The sequence below is a fragment of the Mucilaginibacter sp. genome (genome assembly GCF_041088075.1).
Taxonomy (GTDB): domain Bacteria; phylum Bacteroidota; class Bacteroidia; order Sphingobacteriales; family Sphingobacteriaceae; genus Mucilaginibacter_A.
This window is the reverse complement of the sequence record NZ_JBGCVY010000050.1, coordinates 19902-34048: the sequence shown is the minus strand read 5'-3', so window position 1 is coordinate 34048 and position 14147 is coordinate 19902. Positions and strand designations below refer to the sequence as shown.

The following is a 14147-nucleotide window of genomic DNA, read 5'->3' as shown; positions in this document are numbered from 1 at the left end:
TGGGCACTAAAATTTATACAAAAAAATGTTGATGCTTCTTTTATGCCTGTAAATTTGGTGTGCCTGGATATTTTACAGGCACAAAACCACAAAAAGACAATGATTTTTAAGTGGTAAAAGAAGCATACAAAATAAGTTTAACAAAATTTAAACAGGCTGTAAATTATAAATTGCGGTTTAAATTGAACCTCAATTAAATGAATGCTTAAACTCCAAAGGCGAAATATTGACTTTGCTTTTGAACAATTTATTGAAAGATTGAGGCCGTTCAAACCCCAATTGATAAGCAATTTCACCAACAGACAAAGACGTGGTGGTCAAAATTTCTTTGGCTTTTTCGATCAGTTTGTTGTGGATGTGCTGCTGCGTACTTTGGCCGGTCAATGTACGCAACAAATCACTTAAATAATTGGGCGAAACGTTTAAACTATCGGAAACAAACTGCACGGTGGGCAAACCAAGCTCGCACACTTTTCCGTTGGCAAAATAATCCGACAGCAGGTTTTCCAATTTCGTCAGCAAATCATTACTTGCATTTTTGCGGGTGATAAACTGGCGGTTGTAAAACCGGTTGGCATAATTCAGCAATAATTCAATGTGTGAAACCATCACATCCTGGCTGTAATGATCAATGTTGGCATAATATTCCTGCTCGATATTTTTCATGATCGCAGCAATCATCGTTTCTTCTTTTTCTGAAAGGAACAATGCTTCGTTTACCGCATAAGAAAAGTAACCGTAATTTTTGATAGTTTTGGCCAGAGGATAACTTTGGATAAAATCGGGATGGATAATGAGCCAGTAGCCCGAAAGTTTTAAATCCTCCGAAAGTTCGGTAGAGATTACTTGCCCCGGCGAAAAAAAAGTCAGCACGCCTTCATCAAAATCGTAATAGTTTTGCCCGTATTTTACTTTGCCTTTAAAATCTTTTTTGATGCAGATGGAATAGAAATTATAAATTACGCTTTTCAAGCTTTCATCGGCAAAGCATTGGATTTCATCAAAGTTGATGACACTGATTAAAGGATGTTTTGGTTTGGGCAAAGCCAGGATCCGGTGCATTTCGGAAACGGAATTGATGGCGTAAGGCTGCGCGGCTGGTTTTTTCATCGGGCAAAAACAGTTGGATTAAGATTATTAAGATAAGGAAAACTTTCTGGCAAAAAAAGCCTTCCTTATCCCTTTTTATTTATTTGTCCAAAGTAGCCATGGTAGCTGCATCGTAACGGTCTCCGGTATCCAGACCCAACGGAACAATTGCTTCCAAACGGTTCAATTCTTCTTCGGTCAAGGTAATGCTGGCGGCCGCAATGTTTTGCTCTACATATTTTACGCGTTTGGTTCCTGGGATTGGGACAGCGCCTTTTGCAATCGTCCAGGCAATGGCCAGTTGCGATGCCGTGATGCTTTTTTTATCGGCTATTTTTTGGATTTCGTTTAGCAAGTCCAGGTTTTTATAAAACTGTTCGCCCTGAAAACGCGGGATCGAACGGCGGAAATCATTCTCCGGGAAATCGTCCGGGCTTTTAATCTCGCCCGAAATAAAACCCCTGCCCAAAGGCGAATAGGCAACAAAACCGATCCCAAGTTCTTGCAAGGTGGCCAAAATTCCGGTTTCTTCCACGCCGCGTTCAAACAACGAATATTCGGTTTGCACGGCCGTTAAAGGATGGATTTGATGCGCTTTTTTGATCGTTGCCGAAGACACTTCCGAAAGGCCGATGTAGCCCACTTTGCCTTCTTTTACCAGTTCGCCCATTGCTTCCACGGTTTCTTCAATCGGTGTGTTTGGGTCGAGGCGGTGCAGGTAATACAGATCAATATAATCCGTGCCCAGGTTTTTGAGCGAGCGTTCCAATGCTTTTTTTACATAGTCTTTTTTGCTGTTGATCTGCCAGGTCAAAGCTCCGCTATCGTCAATCTCGTAGCCAAATTTGGTGGCGATGATATATTTATCGCGGTTGCCTTGGATGGCTTTGGCCACCAGCCTTTCGTTAAACAGCGGACCGTACAAATCTGCCGTGTCTAAAAAATTGCCGCCCAACTCCAACGAGCGGTGGATGGTGGCGATGCTTTCTGCTTCATCGGCCTCGCCATAAATATCCATGTGGGCAATTTTCGTCATGCCCATACAACCCAAGCCAATTAAGGGGACTTCCAATCCCTGGCTGCCTAATTTTGTTTTTTCGATACTGCTCATCACGTAAAATTTAAGTTTGTGAAAATTTAACAACACAAAGATGGGCGTTAACAGACGCAATAAAGTTTCCTAATCTCGGGTTGTTGTATCCAAAATGAGGGCTGAGATAAAAGCCTGGCGAATTGCATTTTCAACCGTACGGTTTTTTCGTACAGTAAACAGGTTGATAAACGTATTTTTACAATTTGAGTTTAGATTTTCAAAACGTTACAAATTGTAACTTTTTCATTTCTTTAAAATGCGATGCTTCTTTTACCGCCTAAAAATTGGTGTGTTTTTGTCATCCCGAAATCTTTTCGGCATCCCATTAGAAAGGCCGTTATTTTGGAAGAGGATCCTGAAAAAATTTCAGGATGATTAACGCCAATGCTTCTTTTACCAAGTAAAATTTGGTGCATTTTTGTCATACCGAAATCTTTTCGGCATCCCATCAGAAAGGTTACGACTTTGCAAGAGGGATCCTGAAACAAGTCCAGGATGACTAACGCCAATGCTTCTTTTACCGGCATAAAATTGGTGCGTTTTTGTCATGCCGAAATCTTTTCGGCATCCCATCAGAAAGGTTAAAACCTTGGAAGAGGAATCCTGAAAAAATTTCAGGATGACTAAAGCCAATGCTTCTTTTACAGGCATAAAATTGGTCTGCCTTTGTCATGCCGAAATCTTTTCGGCATCCAATCAGAAAGGTTACAACCATGGAAAAGGGATCCTGAAAAAATTTCAGGATGACGATTTCTTTTTCTCCAATTTTGTTTTGGTGACATAAATTTGGTGGATTAATAGTAGCATAAAATCAATTTTATGCCGGTAAAAGAAGCATCGAAAGTAATTGAATAAATTTTAAATCAGCCCAAATTACCAATCATTTCACAAGTTATGCTTTACGTGTTTTTTGGTGTATTTTCGTAAATCAAGAATTTATCATTTATGTATTTTGATGATTATAAAGATTTCCCGGATGCTGCTTTAAACCCAAAATTGCTTTGGGAATACCGGCTTTCAGAATTTAATTTTCAGGAAATGCGCGACGTGGTGGTACAAAGGGTAATTGAGCGCGGCTGGCCCAGCGACTGGTATTTTATATTGAACCGTTATGGAATTGACGGTGTAAAAGAAGCCATTAAAAACATTGCTTATTTGAACGATAAAGACCTGAACTTTGTGAGCCAACAGTTTGATATCCCATTAGCTTCCATGAAATGCTACGAAAAGAAACAGTTGGCGGACCAACACTGGAACTCTTAAAAACCTTAATGAAAGACAGCCTCCTAAAAGATTTTTTTTTGGTAGGAGGAACTGCACTTGCTTTACAAATTGGCCACCGGATTAGTATTGATCTGGATTTTTTCAACCAATCAGCTTTTGACGAAAATTTCCTGATCGCTGAACTGGAAAGCAAATACAATTTCCAATTGGATTATCAATCAAAAAATACGCTTAAAGGCGAAATGCAAGGCATTAAAGTTGATTTCATCACGCACAACTATCCTTTGGTAAAACCCTTGATTGAGGAAGAAGAGCTGCGTATGTCCTCGCCTGAAGATATTGCAGCAATGAAATTGAACGTCATAGCCGGCAATGGCACCCGGCTTAAAGATTTTATTGATATAGCTTATCTTTCTTCTACAATTACCCTTTCTCAAATGGTAAATGCTTATGAATTTAAATATACTTCCAGGAACCCATCCATAGTACTCAAGGCCCTTACCTATCATCAAGACATTAACTTTAAAGAAGTTATTGAAATGATTAATAACAGATACAAATGGAAAAACGTTGAAAAGCGGCTATTTGAAATGATGAAGTTTCCTAAAAAGCTATTTCCCGAAATTTAGAAATAGTTGACAATAACTAATAGAACCTTACTTCCCGATACAAAACCTACTGAAAATATTCTCCAGCAAATCATCCGTAGTAACGGCACCGGTAATTTCGCCCAAATAATACAAAGCCTGTTTGATATCCATGGCCAAAAAATCAGAAGTAACCGGTTTTCCATGCCATCAAGAATGTATACAACTAAGCTAATTTACCTGCCTTTTCATCCCATATTTCTATATAACGGTCTTTAGCTTCTTCCGGCAAAAAAGAAGCTTGGATGAGGTTTAATACCTGCCCTCGTTGGCTGGTAAACTTTTTATAAATATTAGCTACGGCTTTTGCCGGTAAATTTAATTTCTCTGCCAAACTATCAAAATCCCTTTTGGCAATCTTTTTCTTTTTGCCATTTAAGGTTAAAGCCATTTCTTCATCATCTTCCGGAAAGATCAGGTTTACATTTAACAAATCATAAGCTGGTGCCAATGCAATTTCCTGATTGGCATGAACAACAGAAAAGTTTTTAAGGTGCATATCATTGTTGCCACTTAAAAAAGAGAACAATACCAGTTCAAAATAATTTAAAGCGTCAAAGCCTTTATTGGTACAATATTGCTGTATTAATTTCCCAACCTTTTCGTATGACCCTTTGTATTTTTGCTCGGTTAAAAATCCCGAAAGCTGGCAAAAATCTTCTGTATGGATTTTCAACCCGTTTTCGCGGTCAAATCGTTTTGCCAGGTAAGCCAAATCTCCTTCGCTTGTACGTATCAAAGTATGGGCACAAGTTTTGATTTTGAAGAGGTTGGCCAGGTGCATGGTTAAATCTTCTGTTTCGGGCATGTAAAGAAACTCTTCGTGCTGGGGTTTTAAAATATAATTGCCCCACAAACCAACGATGGTTAAACGCGCTGCCCCTTTATCCTGTTCAAGCGATACAGAAAGTTTGGGCTGTACACCGGTAACTGCAATCCGTTGGTTAACTGTTTTTGCTGCCAAATCATCCAAAAGCTTTTTGTTTAGTTGCAATACCGGCATGGTACTGGTCCCAAAAAAACGTTTACAGCATTTTTGATGGTATTCCTGTTCCTTTAACAAAGGCTGGTAGCAAAACAAACAATTAGGCATCCATCACCTCCTCTTGCGGCACAACAGCTACCGCACCAATGGTGTCCCTGCATAAGGTAAGCAACAGTTCAAAACGGTCATTCCCCTTTAATTTCCAGTATTTTTGGGCTACGTTCAGCAGCCACCCTTCCGGTATCAAACCATCAAAAAAAGAAAATAAAACTTTGCTTTGGTAAGGCGCAGCGGTGATGGGCAAAGTTAAACTGACAGGTTTTGCATTTGGGGTATTTAAATAATCCGTATCATAATTAAACGCATAACCTTCGTCGTTTTCCGACAAATAGCCTGCCAATTGTGCTTGATAATATACAAATGCCCGCCTTGCCATTTCATGATGTTGTTAAATCAGCCACGCCAGCCGTTTTTCCAAACAAAACCAAAACCTGGTTTATTTTATCCAAACGTAATGTTTGTTTCCCTTGTTCTAAATCACGCACAAAACGTAGCCCTACACCTGCTTTCAAAGCTAATTCTTCCTGCGTTAAATTAAATTCTTTACGCTTGGTTTTAACAAATTTAGAAAAATCAGACATATTATACCTTAATGGGTATAAAGATAATTAAAGTGGTTGTATTATAACCTATCGGGTATAAAAAAATTTATATTGAAAAAGTTATACCTCAAAAAGTATATTACTTCCCAATACAAAACCTACTAAAAATATTCTCCAGCAAATCATCCGTTGTAACCGCACCGGTAATCTCGCCCAAATAATACAACGCCTGTTTGATGTCCATTGCCAAAAAATCAGAAGTAACCGGGTTTTCCATGCCATCCAACACGCGTGCTAAAGATTCCTGCGTTTTTTGCAAAGCTTGCAAATGGCGGATGTTGGTGATGACGGTTTCTTCGCCGGTCAGCCTTTTTTGGATGGCCGTTTCGTAAACCAGTTGCTTCAGTTCCTCAATATGTTGTTTTTCTTTGGCCGAAATTTGCAGGTATTTTACAGTTTGAGTTGAAACAAAACTGATGCTTCTTTTAGCAGGCAAATCTATTTTATTGGCGATGGCGAGGGTTGGGATTCCGGGCCGTTGCAGACTTTCGATATCGCTTTTAATTTCTGCTGCGGATAGTTCATTTACATCAAAAACATAAACCAGCAAAGCCGAAGTACTGATCTTGTCCATCGTTTTTTGTACGCCAATGGCTTCAATAGCATCGGTTGCTTCGCGGATGCCGGCCGTATCAATCAACCTGAAATTAACGCCATTGATGTTTAAGATTTCTTCAATCGTGTCGCGCGTTGTGCCGGGGATTGGGCTGATGATCGCGCGGTCTTCGTTCAGCAAAGCATTCAGCAACGTTGATTTCCCGGCGTTTGGCCTTCCGGCAATCACGGTGTTTACGCCTTGCTTGATCACGTTTCCCAACTCAAAAGAACGAATCAGGTCAAAAATAACTTTATTGATTTTCAAGATCAAAGTTTTCAATTGGTCGCGGTTGGCAAACTCCACATCTTCTTCCCCAAAATCCAGTTCCAGTTCAATCAGCGAAGCAAAATGAATCAATTGATCGCGCAAAACCTGCAACTGGTTGCTGAAACCGCCACGCAACTGCTGCATCGCAATTTGGTGCGAAGCTTTAGAATCCGAAGCAATCAAATCCGCAACTGCTTCAGCCTGAGAAAGATCCAATTGTCCGTTTAAAAAAGCGCGCAAGGTAAACTCGCCTGGTTTGGCGGCGCGTGCTCCTTTTGCCATCAATAATTTGATGATGGATTGGATGATGTACGGCGAACCATGACAGGAAATTTCCACCACGTTTTCTTTGGTGTACGATTTGGGCGCGATAAAAAGCGAAACCACTACTTCATCCAAAACAATTTCGCCATCCACAATTGAACCGAAATGAAGCGTATGCGAGGCTTGCTTCAACAAATTTTTACCCCTAAAAACAGCATTGGCAATTTGGATAGCTTGCGGACCGGAAAGCCGGATGACGGCAATGGCGCCCACGCCGTTTGCGGTAGCCAAAGCCACAATGGTATCTTCTGTTTGGGTTTGTGTTGAAATTTGATCGTTTATCATTGCCGCAAATTTCGCGAATTGATTTGGTTTGCTGGTTTTAGGATCAGCGAAGATTACAAAACGAGGGCAAATGAAGCTGTGGACACCAATTTTATACTGGTAAAAACAGTATGTGCAATTTGGTTTGCGAGATGAGATTTGTGAGAAAACTTTGATGAAGAAATTTAGATTTCGGCTAAAGCCAATGTCCGAACATTACAAAACCACACGCATTTAAAGGCTTTAGCCAAAAAAATCAACTAAATTTTTTGCAAATTTCACCACCAAGCCTTCATCTCCCGCATCATTTCCCCGTAACCCAAACCTTTGCTGCTGGCATTTAAAGTTGCCGCAATCCGTTTAACGCGTGTGGCTTCTGTTTTGGCTCCGTTTATCCACTTGAAATAATAATGCTGGTGCGATTTGGGCAGTTGGTTAAAGTTGTGCAAAGCTTCCGGTTCGTCGGTAAAACAGGCGGCCAAATCATCGGGCATGGTAATTTTAAAATCTTTGTCTTCTTCCAATTGCATCTTCACCATGGCGCCTTTTTGTTTGCCCAATGCCTTGCGCAATACTGCTTTTACCGGCAAAATAAATTCGCCTTCGCCCATCGGCAGCAATGCTAAACCGCTGATAGGCACGCCGTCTAAAAACCCTTTTACCCGGAAACTCAATTTGTTGTCCGGTTTGATTTCCTGGGCAACATCGGCGGGAATGGAAAGGTAGGTCCAGCCGGTTTTTTCGCCTTTTTCTGCAAATTGTAATAAAATTGCGGTTAGCTCGACCATCATTTCAAATCTAACTGGTTTTTGCGTGAATGCTTCTTTTATCACCCTAAATTATGGATGCCAAATTTTTAAAATTTCCAGTCTTTCCAACTTCCGGACTTTCGGTCTCCCCAACTTCCGGACTTTCTTCATTTGGGCGTGCCCCTGCGGGTCGGGCTTTCCGTTCCAAGTCCTCGCTCGTGCCTCGCTGTGGGCTTTCCACTGCAATCCCTCACGCGGCAAAGCGCCTACCTGGCAAGCGTTCACCAAAAAACAACCGGTAAAAGAAGCATCAAAATTACCAATGCTTCTTTTACCAACTGTTTTTCATCTTCCGGTCTTTCGGACTTCCGGTCTTTCGGACTTCCGGTCTTCCCAACTTCCAGTCTTCCCGGACTTCCCGTCTTCCCAACTCCCGGTCTTTCTGACTTCCCGACTCCCTCTAAAACTTATCGTCGTTCACCTCAATCCAGTTGTTGTCCGGGTCTTGAAAGTAAATTTGTTTAACACCGTCGGGCCGAAGTTGCGGCTCTTTGCTGTCGCCTTTCCAGTTGCCGTATTTCACGTGCATTTGGTCTAAATGCGCCGTAAACTTTTTCAAATCAGGAACGGTGAAAGCCATGTGGACATTGATATCATGCTGGGTAATCACTTTTGCACCTTGCACCACATGCAGTTGCGCGTGCGGGCCCATGCGCAGCCAAACGTGCCGTCCATCATGAAAAGGTTCTGGGATTTCTTTAAACAGCATCGCGTTTTTATAAAAATCGCTGCTCTTTTTCAAATCCACCACGTAAACCGTAATGTGGTTGATAACCGGAATTTCCTGCGCAGCAGCGTTAAATTTAAAGGCAGCAACCGCAGCAAAGGCCAGGAACGCCGAAACAAAAAAAGTTTTTTTCATGGGTTAAAAATTGGTTGGCTAAAGATAGGATTAGAAACAACTATTCAAAAAAACCAAAATGTTAGGCTAAAAGCTTTATGGATGAGGTTAAGAGCCGGTCTAAATTTTATCCGGTCTGTCTTCATGCTTCTTTTATGCCATAAAAATCCGCATCTTGTATTTTTGGCTGAAGCCATCTTTTTCTCGTCCATCCACGGCCTAAAGGCCGTGGCAATGAATAAACGATATATGCAATTATCAATCAGCATACACAAAAATCTGTAAAACAAGGCGGCTGAATTGCCACGGTCTTTAGGCCGTGGGAGATATAAACCGTAGGTTGGCTTTAGCCAAAACATCAATAACGGAATTTAAACAGGCTCTAAGCCAAACTCAATTTATAGTGGTAAAAGAAGTATCGTTTACCTTTTTTACTTTAAAATCCCCGGTTGCGTTTGGTATGCAGTATTGATGTCCAGGTCTTGCTCAATTTCGCTCCAATCGCGGGCACTGCTTTTGCCATCCAAAAATTCCTGCTTGGTTTTTAGTAAACCTTTAATGTCCTGCTCTGTAAAATTATAATCCGTATTGATCTGATAACTCAATCCAAAACGGGTGAGGATTTCTTCCATGATCGGCAAATCTTTATCGTTGGTGATATTTACTGTCAGCGTTTTCATATCCACAAACTTATCAAAACTTCTCTTCAATCCCTAAACCAAACAAAGCGAAATCATACTTTACGGGGTCTTGCGGGTCAAATTCCCGCAGCCGTTCGGTCAGTTCTACGGCCGTTTGCCAGTCGTTTTGTTTTCGGGTGATGAGTTTAAGTTTTCGGGCAACACGGTCCACATGCAAATCGCAGGGGCAAACCAGATCGGCAGGTTTTATTTTCGTCCAAATCCCAAAATCAACGCCGCAATTGTCTTTCCGAACCATCCAGCGCAAAAACATGTTTAAGCGTTTGCAGGTGGATTTTTGCCGCGGGGAAGAAACATGCTTTTTGCTGCGGTGCGGAAAATCGGGCAACGAAAAAAAGTAGCTGCGGAAATGGTTCAGCAACGTTTCAATATTGCTTTCAGGCCGTACCAGGTGATGTGCATAACAAACGGAGGATGAATTTTGCAGGGTAAAAGAAGCATTTGCGTTTTCGTCCATAAAATCTTCCCTGAAAACAGGTTGTTCTCCGGTTCCGGTAACGGAAGGAAGGAAAGCATCTTCCAACGAGCCGTACTGCTGATAATGCTGCCGGAAAAAAGACACAAAATATAACAGGTCGGTATCGTTAAAAGTGCGGTGCTTAAAACCCAGCAAGGCTTTTAAATCGGTTTCCTGATGGTTTTGGAGAAAATCAAAAGGCGCGTTGTCCATCCGCACAATCAGTCCCCGGCATTTGTTGATGATCGTTTTGCGTTGCCCCCAGGCTAAAATGGCGGCAAAAAAACCCATGACCTCGATGTCCTGCTTTTTGCTGAACTGATGCGGAATAACGATGGGATCGTTTTCGATAAACTCCGGGCGGTTGTATTGGTTTACTTTAGCATCGAGAAATTGTTGAAGGCTATTGAGCATTGCGCAAAAGTAGGGTTTGGATAACGAAAGAAATACAACGCAAATCTCTGGTTATCGAAATTGCTTATATTTGTATTTATAAATTTTGTAACATGAACAAGCAGGCTATTATCGAACAAACTGTAAAAGCAATCAATCAGCTCCCGCAAGACAAGGCCGAAGAAATTTCTGAGTTTACAAATTTGATTATAAAACGGTATGAAGAACAAAAGTTGACTGAAGGTATCCAACAGATTATAACAAACAGCCAGACTTTTGACTTTTTGAACGAAGAGGAAGACCTTTATTCAGAGTCAGATCTAAAAGAAATTTATAGTAATGACTAAAGGTGATATTATACTCATTACATTTCCATTTACAGATTTAAGCGGTAGCAAATTACGGTCGGCAGTTGTGTTGGCAAGCACTAATTTTGACTTTACTGTATGTTTTATTACAACACAAATTTAATGGCAGGAAATAACAGATGTTTTACTTTTACCAAACCTGATAAACGGGCTTAAAAAACAATCGCTTATCCGGACAAGTAAAATTGCAACCCTGGACAAAGCATTGGCAAAAGGGCTTTTAGGAAGGCTAAGCCAACATGAACTTTTTGATTTAAACAATAAACTAAAAACATTATTTAAATTGGTTTAAAACAAGTATCAAGAGCAAGAGCCAGGCTAAAACAGAAGCACGCTATTTCAGCATCGTATGCCGCATGCTCTGTTCCTCAAACCTCTTACCTCAAACCTGATACCCCTTGCCTCACATCTTATAAACACCCAACGCCTGTTTTAAATCTTCCAGCAAATCTTCTATGTCTTCAATCCCAACGCTTAAACGCAGTAGGTTATCGGTTACGCCGGCTTTGTCGCGTTCGGCTTTTGGGATGGAGGCATGCGTCATCGTTACCGGATGGTTGACCAGCGATTCTACGCCGCCCAGGGATTCGGCCAAAGTAAAAAGTTTGAAAGCGGAAGCCACGCGCATCGTTTCTTCCAGCGATGCCCCTTTTATGGTAAAAGAAATCATGCCGCCAAAATCGCGCATTTGTTTCTTGGCAACCTGGTAATTTGCGTTTTCATATAAACCGGGCCAGTAAAGTTTTTCGATTTTGGGATGGTACATCAGAGATGCTGCAACGGTGCGTGTGTTGTCGCAATGTGCGCGCATGCGCAACTGCAGGGTTTTGATTCCGCGAAGCACCAAAAAGCAATCTTGGGGGCCAGGTGTTGCGCCGGTTGCATTGTAGATAAAAAACAAGTCTTTATACAGTTTTTCGTCGTTCATGATCAAGGCACCCATTATCACATCCGAGTGGCCGCCCAGGTATTTGGTAGCCGAGTGCATCACGATATCGGCGCCCAGGTTCAGCGGGTTTTGCAAATAGGGCGAAGCAAAGGTGCTATCTACCGTAAAAAGCAGTTGGTGCGCTTTGGCTATTTTTGCCACAGCTTCAATGTCAAAAACCTGCAAAGTCGGGTTGCTCGGCGTTTCCAACCAAATTTGCTTTGTGTTTTCGTTGATAAAAGGGACGATGTTTTCAGGATCGGTAAAATCCACAAAATGAAACTTAATACCGTAATGTGCATACAGTTGGGTAAACATACGATAAGAACCGCCGTACAAATCATTTCCGGTAATCACCTCATCACCGGGGCGAAGCAGTTTCATCACGGCATCCGTAGCGCCCATGCCGCTTGAAAAAGCCAAACCATATTTACCGTTTTCGAGTGCGGCCAAACAATTTTCTAAAGCTGTACGGGTTGGGTTTGTGCCGCGCGAATACTCGTAGCCTTGGTTTTCGCCGGGAGATTTTTGCCAGTAAGTGGAAGTTTGATAAATAGGCGTCATAACGGCGCCGGTTGTTGGGTCAGGTTTCTGGCCTGCGTGTATGGCTTTTGTAGCGAATCTCATTAGTTCCTTCGTGTGTTTTTGGATGTGGGCTGTAAATTGCTTTGCTGGTTCAACAACCTTTTTGATTATGCCAACATTAACTTTTGCCTTATAAAAGAAGTATTGCTGTTTATTGTGGTTGTAAACGGTTTATTTTAAACTGATAAAATTAAAAAATAATTTAAAGCTTGTCTAAATTTTGTTCAATTATTTTCAATGCTTCTTTTACCACCTAAAAATCGTTGGCCTATCGTGCTTTTTGTACAAATAAAAACATCCGAACCAAAATTTACAGGCATAAAAGAAGCATTGTAAACCTTTACGCTATAATTTAAAACAGGTTCTCCAAATTTATAGTGGTAAAAGAAGCATTAAAGCACAATTTGCAACCCGTAACCGGTTTAATATGCCCTGGCAAACAAAACACGTTGGGTAGAAGGTTTTCCGGTGAGGATACATTGGCCTTCTTCCTGCGGGTTGTTTAGGGGGATGCAACGGATGGTGGCTTTGGTTTCTTCTTTGATGCGTTGCTCGGTCTCACTGGTGCCATCCCAATGGGCCGATAAGAAGCCGGGTTTGTCATCGAGCAAACGTTTAAACTCTTCGTAAGTATCTACCAAAGTGATGTTTTCATCGCGGAATTTTAAAGCTTTCTGGTAAATGTTCTGTTGGATTTCTTCCAGCAAAGCTTCAATCCTTTCGGCCAAGCCTTGCTGCGGAACAGTTTCTTTGGTTTTGGTATCACGACGGGCAAGCTCTACGGTTCCGTTCTGCATATCCCGGCTGCCAATGGCCACGCGCAAAGGCACGCCTTTCAGTTCATATTCGGCAAATTTAAAGCCCGGCCGTTGCGTGTCGCGGTTATCAAATTTGATGCTGATGCTTCTTTTACGCAGATCTTTTGTAAGTTCTTTTACAAAGGCCGAAATGTTGTCCAGTTCTTCCTGGTGCTTGTAAATTGGCACCACTACAACTTGTATGGGTGCAAGTTTTGGCGGCAAAACCAAACCGGCATCGTCCGAATGTGCCATCACCAAAGCGCCCATCAAACGGGTAGAAACGCCCCAGGAAGTTGCCCAAACGTAATCCAGCTTATTCTCTTTATCAGAAAACTTTACGTCAAAAGCTTTGGCAAAATTCTGTCCGAGGAAGTGCGAAGTCCCGGCTTGCAACGCTTTTCCGTCCTGCATCAAGGCTTCAATACTGTAAGTATCTATGGCGCCTGCAAAACGTTCGTTGGCTGTTTTTTTACCTTTTATAACCGGCAAAGCCATCCAGTTTTCGGCAAAATCAGCATAAACGTTTAGCATTTGTTCGGTTTCTGCAATGGCTTCTTCGGCCGTTGCGTGTGCGGTGTGGCCTTCCTGCCATAAAAATTCGGTAGTGCGCAAAAATAAACGGGTGCGCATTTCCCAGCGCACTACATTTGCCCATTGGTTAATCAGCAAAGGCAAATCGCGGTACGATTGTATCCAGCCGCGGTAAGTATTCCAGATGATCGTTTCTGAGGTTGGGCGTACAATTAGCTCTTCTTCCAGTTTTGCGTCTTCGTCCACAACAATATTTCCATCTGCATCGTTTTTAAGACGGTAATGTGTTACAACCGCACATTCTTTGGCAAAACCTTCTACGTGGCTGGCTTCTTTGGAAAAAAAAGATTTCGGGATAAACAAAGGGAAATAAGCATTGCTATGGCCGGTATCTTTAAACATCTGGTCTAAAGCTGCCTGCATCTTTTCCCAGATAGAATAACCGTAAGGTTTGATCACCATGCAGCCCCGCACGGCAGAATGTTCGGCCAAATCAGATTTTATTACTAATTCATTAAACCATTGCGAATAATCTTCGTCTCTACTAATAATACTTTTACTCATAAAATGGAATGAATTTT

General features: G+C 41.6%; 19 protein-coding genes. 4 read left to right on the top strand and 15 right to left on the bottom strand.

Annotated elements, in window-relative coordinates; translation table 11 throughout:
• Positions 1-189 precede the first annotated feature (189 nt).
• The 3 genes from V5804_RS12635 to V5804_RS12625 all read right to left on the bottom strand — a co-directional run bounded on the left by V5804_RS12635 (position 190) and on the right by V5804_RS12625 (position 2709).
• Positions 190-1110, bottom strand: a complete 921-nt coding sequence (locus V5804_RS12635; protein WP_369591754.1) for a helix-turn-helix domain-containing protein — start codon at positions 1108-1110, stop codon at positions 190-192.
• 79 nt (positions 1111-1189) lie between these two features.
• Positions 1190-2200 carry an aldo/keto reductase gene (locus V5804_RS12630; RefSeq protein ID WP_369591753.1) on the bottom strand — a complete coding sequence of 337 codons (1011 nt, stop codon included), beginning with the start codon at positions 2198-2200 and terminating at the stop codon, positions 1190-1192.
• Between the two features lie 233 nt (positions 2201-2433).
• Entirely contained in the window at positions 2434-2709 is a 276-nt protein-coding gene (locus V5804_RS12625) for a hypothetical protein (protein WP_369591752.1), read from the bottom strand.
• A gap of 418 nt (positions 2710-3127) precedes the next feature.
• Here V5804_RS12625 and V5804_RS12620 point away from each other — a divergent pair, with 418 nt between their 5' ends.
• Both V5804_RS12620 and V5804_RS12615 read left to right on the top strand, forming a co-directional pair.
• Positions 3128-3445 (top strand): hypothetical protein, encoded by a 318-nt coding sequence (locus V5804_RS12620; protein ID WP_369591751.1) that lies wholly within the window; start codon positions 3128-3130, stop codon positions 3443-3445.
• A gap of 8 nt (positions 3446-3453) precedes the next feature.
• On the top strand, positions 3454-4035 hold the full coding sequence (locus V5804_RS12615; RefSeq protein ID WP_369591750.1) for a nucleotidyl transferase AbiEii/AbiGii toxin family protein: 582 nt from the start codon (positions 3454-3456) through the stop codon (positions 4033-4035).
• Between the two features lie 27 nt (positions 4036-4062).
• Here the strand turns inward: V5804_RS12615 and V5804_RS12610 are convergent, their stop codons facing one another.
• From V5804_RS12610 to V5804_RS12565, 10 genes are all read right to left on the bottom strand, one after another.
• Complete coding sequence (locus V5804_RS12610) at positions 4063-4173, bottom strand: hypothetical protein (RefSeq protein WP_369591749.1); 111 nt, start codon at positions 4171-4173, stop codon at positions 4063-4065.
• A gap of 46 nt (positions 4174-4219) precedes the next feature.
• Entirely contained in the window at positions 4220-5056 is an 837-nt protein-coding gene (locus V5804_RS12605) for a HipA domain-containing protein (RefSeq protein WP_369591748.1), read from the bottom strand.
• Between the two features lie 82 nt (positions 5057-5138).
• Positions 5139-5474 (bottom strand): HipA N-terminal domain-containing protein, encoded by a 336-nt coding sequence (locus tag V5804_RS12600; RefSeq protein ID WP_369591747.1) that lies wholly within the window; start codon positions 5472-5474, stop codon positions 5139-5141.
• 1 nt (position 5475) lies between these two features.
• Positions 5476-5679 (bottom strand): type II toxin-antitoxin system Y4mF family antitoxin, encoded by a 204-nt coding sequence (locus tag V5804_RS12595; RefSeq protein WP_369591746.1) that lies wholly within the window; start codon positions 5677-5679, stop codon positions 5476-5478.
• Positions 5680-5779: 100 nt separating this feature from the next.
• Positions 5780-7174, bottom strand: a complete 1395-nt coding sequence (mnmE, locus tag V5804_RS12590; protein WP_369591745.1) for a tRNA uridine-5-carboxymethylaminomethyl(34) synthesis GTPase MnmE — start codon at positions 7172-7174, stop codon at positions 5780-5782.
• Positions 7175-7431: 257 nt separating this feature from the next.
• The gene (locus tag V5804_RS12585; RefSeq protein WP_369591744.1) at positions 7432-7944 is read right to left on the bottom strand and encodes a YdeI/OmpD-associated family protein; all 513 of its coding nucleotides are present in this window, start codon (positions 7942-7944) and stop codon (positions 7432-7434) included.
• Between the two features lie 48 nt (positions 7945-7992).
• The gene (locus tag V5804_RS12580; RefSeq protein ID WP_369591743.1) at positions 7993-8190 is read right to left on the bottom strand and encodes a hypothetical protein; all 198 of its coding nucleotides are present in this window, start codon (positions 8188-8190) and stop codon (positions 7993-7995) included.
• 172 nt (positions 8191-8362) lie between these two features.
• Complete coding sequence (locus tag V5804_RS12575; protein ID WP_369591742.1) at positions 8363-8824, bottom strand: VOC family protein; 462 nt, start codon at positions 8822-8824, stop codon at positions 8363-8365.
• Positions 8825-9234: 410 nt separating this feature from the next.
• Positions 9235-9483 carry a hypothetical protein gene (locus tag V5804_RS12570; protein ID WP_369591741.1) on the bottom strand — a complete coding sequence of 83 codons (249 nt, stop codon included), beginning with the start codon at positions 9481-9483 and terminating at the stop codon, positions 9235-9237.
• Between the two features lie 13 nt (positions 9484-9496).
• Positions 9497-10375 carry a TIGR02757 family protein gene (locus V5804_RS12565; protein ID WP_369591740.1) on the bottom strand — a complete coding sequence of 293 codons (879 nt, stop codon included), beginning with the start codon at positions 10373-10375 and terminating at the stop codon, positions 9497-9499.
• A gap of 92 nt (positions 10376-10467) precedes the next feature.
• Here V5804_RS12565 and V5804_RS12560 point away from each other — a divergent pair, with 92 nt between their 5' ends.
• Together V5804_RS12560 and V5804_RS12555 are read left to right on the top strand one after the other, a co-directional pair.
• Positions 10468-10701 carry a hypothetical protein gene (locus V5804_RS12560; protein ID WP_369591739.1) on the top strand — a complete coding sequence of 78 codons (234 nt, stop codon included), beginning with the start codon at positions 10468-10470 and terminating at the stop codon, positions 10699-10701.
• A gap of 133 nt (positions 10702-10834) precedes the next feature.
• The gene (locus V5804_RS12555; RefSeq protein WP_369591766.1) at positions 10835-11014 is read left to right on the top strand and encodes a type II toxin-antitoxin system PemK/MazF family toxin; all 180 of its coding nucleotides are present in this window, start codon (positions 10835-10837) and stop codon (positions 11012-11014) included.
• A 111-nt stretch (positions 11015-11125) separates the two neighbouring features.
• Here V5804_RS12555 and V5804_RS12550 read toward each other — a convergent pair whose 3' ends face one another.
• Positions 11126-12277, bottom strand: a complete 1152-nt coding sequence (locus V5804_RS12550; RefSeq protein WP_369591738.1) for a PLP-dependent aspartate aminotransferase family protein — start codon at positions 12275-12277, stop codon at positions 11126-11128.
• 380 nt (positions 12278-12657) lie between these two features.
• On the bottom strand, positions 12658-14130 hold the full coding sequence (gene proS, locus V5804_RS12545) for a proline--tRNA ligase (protein ID WP_369591737.1): 1473 nt from the start codon (positions 14128-14130) through the stop codon (positions 12658-12660).
• Positions 14131-14147 lie beyond the last annotated feature (17 nt).

Coding starts and splice junctions, on each gene's coding strand:
- V5804_RS12600 (WP_369591747.1), bottom strand. CDS start 5,474: ATGGCAAGGCGGGCATTTGTATATTATCAAGCACAATTGGCAGGCTAT.
- V5804_RS12625 (WP_369591752.1), bottom strand. CDS start 2,709: ATGCCGGTAAAAGAAGCATTGGCGTTAGTCATCCTGGACTTGTTTCAG.
- V5804_RS12605 (WP_369591748.1), bottom strand. CDS start 5,056: ATGCCGGTATTGCAACTAAACAAAAAGCTTTTGGATGATTTGGCAGCA.
- V5804_RS12565 (WP_369591740.1), bottom strand. CDS start 10,375: ATGCTCAATAGCCTTCAACAATTTCTCGATGCTAAAGTAAACCAATAC.
- V5804_RS12550 (WP_369591738.1), bottom strand. CDS start 12,277: ATGAGATTCGCTACAAAAGCCATACACGCAGGCCAGAAACCTGACCCA.
- V5804_RS12615 (WP_369591750.1), top strand. CDS start 3,454: ATGAAAGACAGCCTCCTAAAAGATTTTTTTTTGGTAGGAGGAACTGCA.
- V5804_RS12570 (WP_369591741.1), bottom strand. CDS start 9,483: ATGAAAACGCTGACAGTAAATATCACCAACGATAAAGATTTGCCGATC.
- V5804_RS12620 (WP_369591751.1), top strand. CDS start 3,128: ATGTATTTTGATGATTATAAAGATTTCCCGGATGCTGCTTTAAACCCA.
- V5804_RS12630 (WP_369591753.1), bottom strand. CDS start 2,200: ATGAGCAGTATCGAAAAAACAAAATTAGGCAGCCAGGGATTGGAAGTC.
- V5804_RS12560 (WP_369591739.1), top strand. CDS start 10,468: ATGAACAAGCAGGCTATTATCGAACAAACTGTAAAAGCAATCAATCAG.
- V5804_RS12635 (WP_369591754.1), bottom strand. CDS start 1,110: ATGAAAAAACCAGCCGCGCAGCCTTACGCCATCAATTCCGTTTCCGAA.
- V5804_RS12585 (WP_369591744.1), bottom strand. CDS start 7,944: ATGATGGTCGAGCTAACCGCAATTTTATTACAATTTGCAGAAAAAGGC.
- mnmE (WP_369591745.1), bottom strand. CDS start 7,174: ATGATAAACGATCAAATTTCAACACAAACCCAAACAGAAGATACCATT.
- V5804_RS12595 (WP_369591746.1), bottom strand. CDS start 5,679: ATGTCTGATTTTTCTAAATTTGTTAAAACCAAGCGTAAAGAATTTAAT.
- V5804_RS12575 (WP_369591742.1), bottom strand. CDS start 8,824: ATGAAAAAAACTTTTTTTGTTTCGGCGTTCCTGGCCTTTGCTGCGGTT.
- proS (WP_369591737.1), bottom strand. CDS start 14,130: ATGAGTAAAAGTATTATTAGTAGAGACGAAGATTATTCGCAATGGTTT.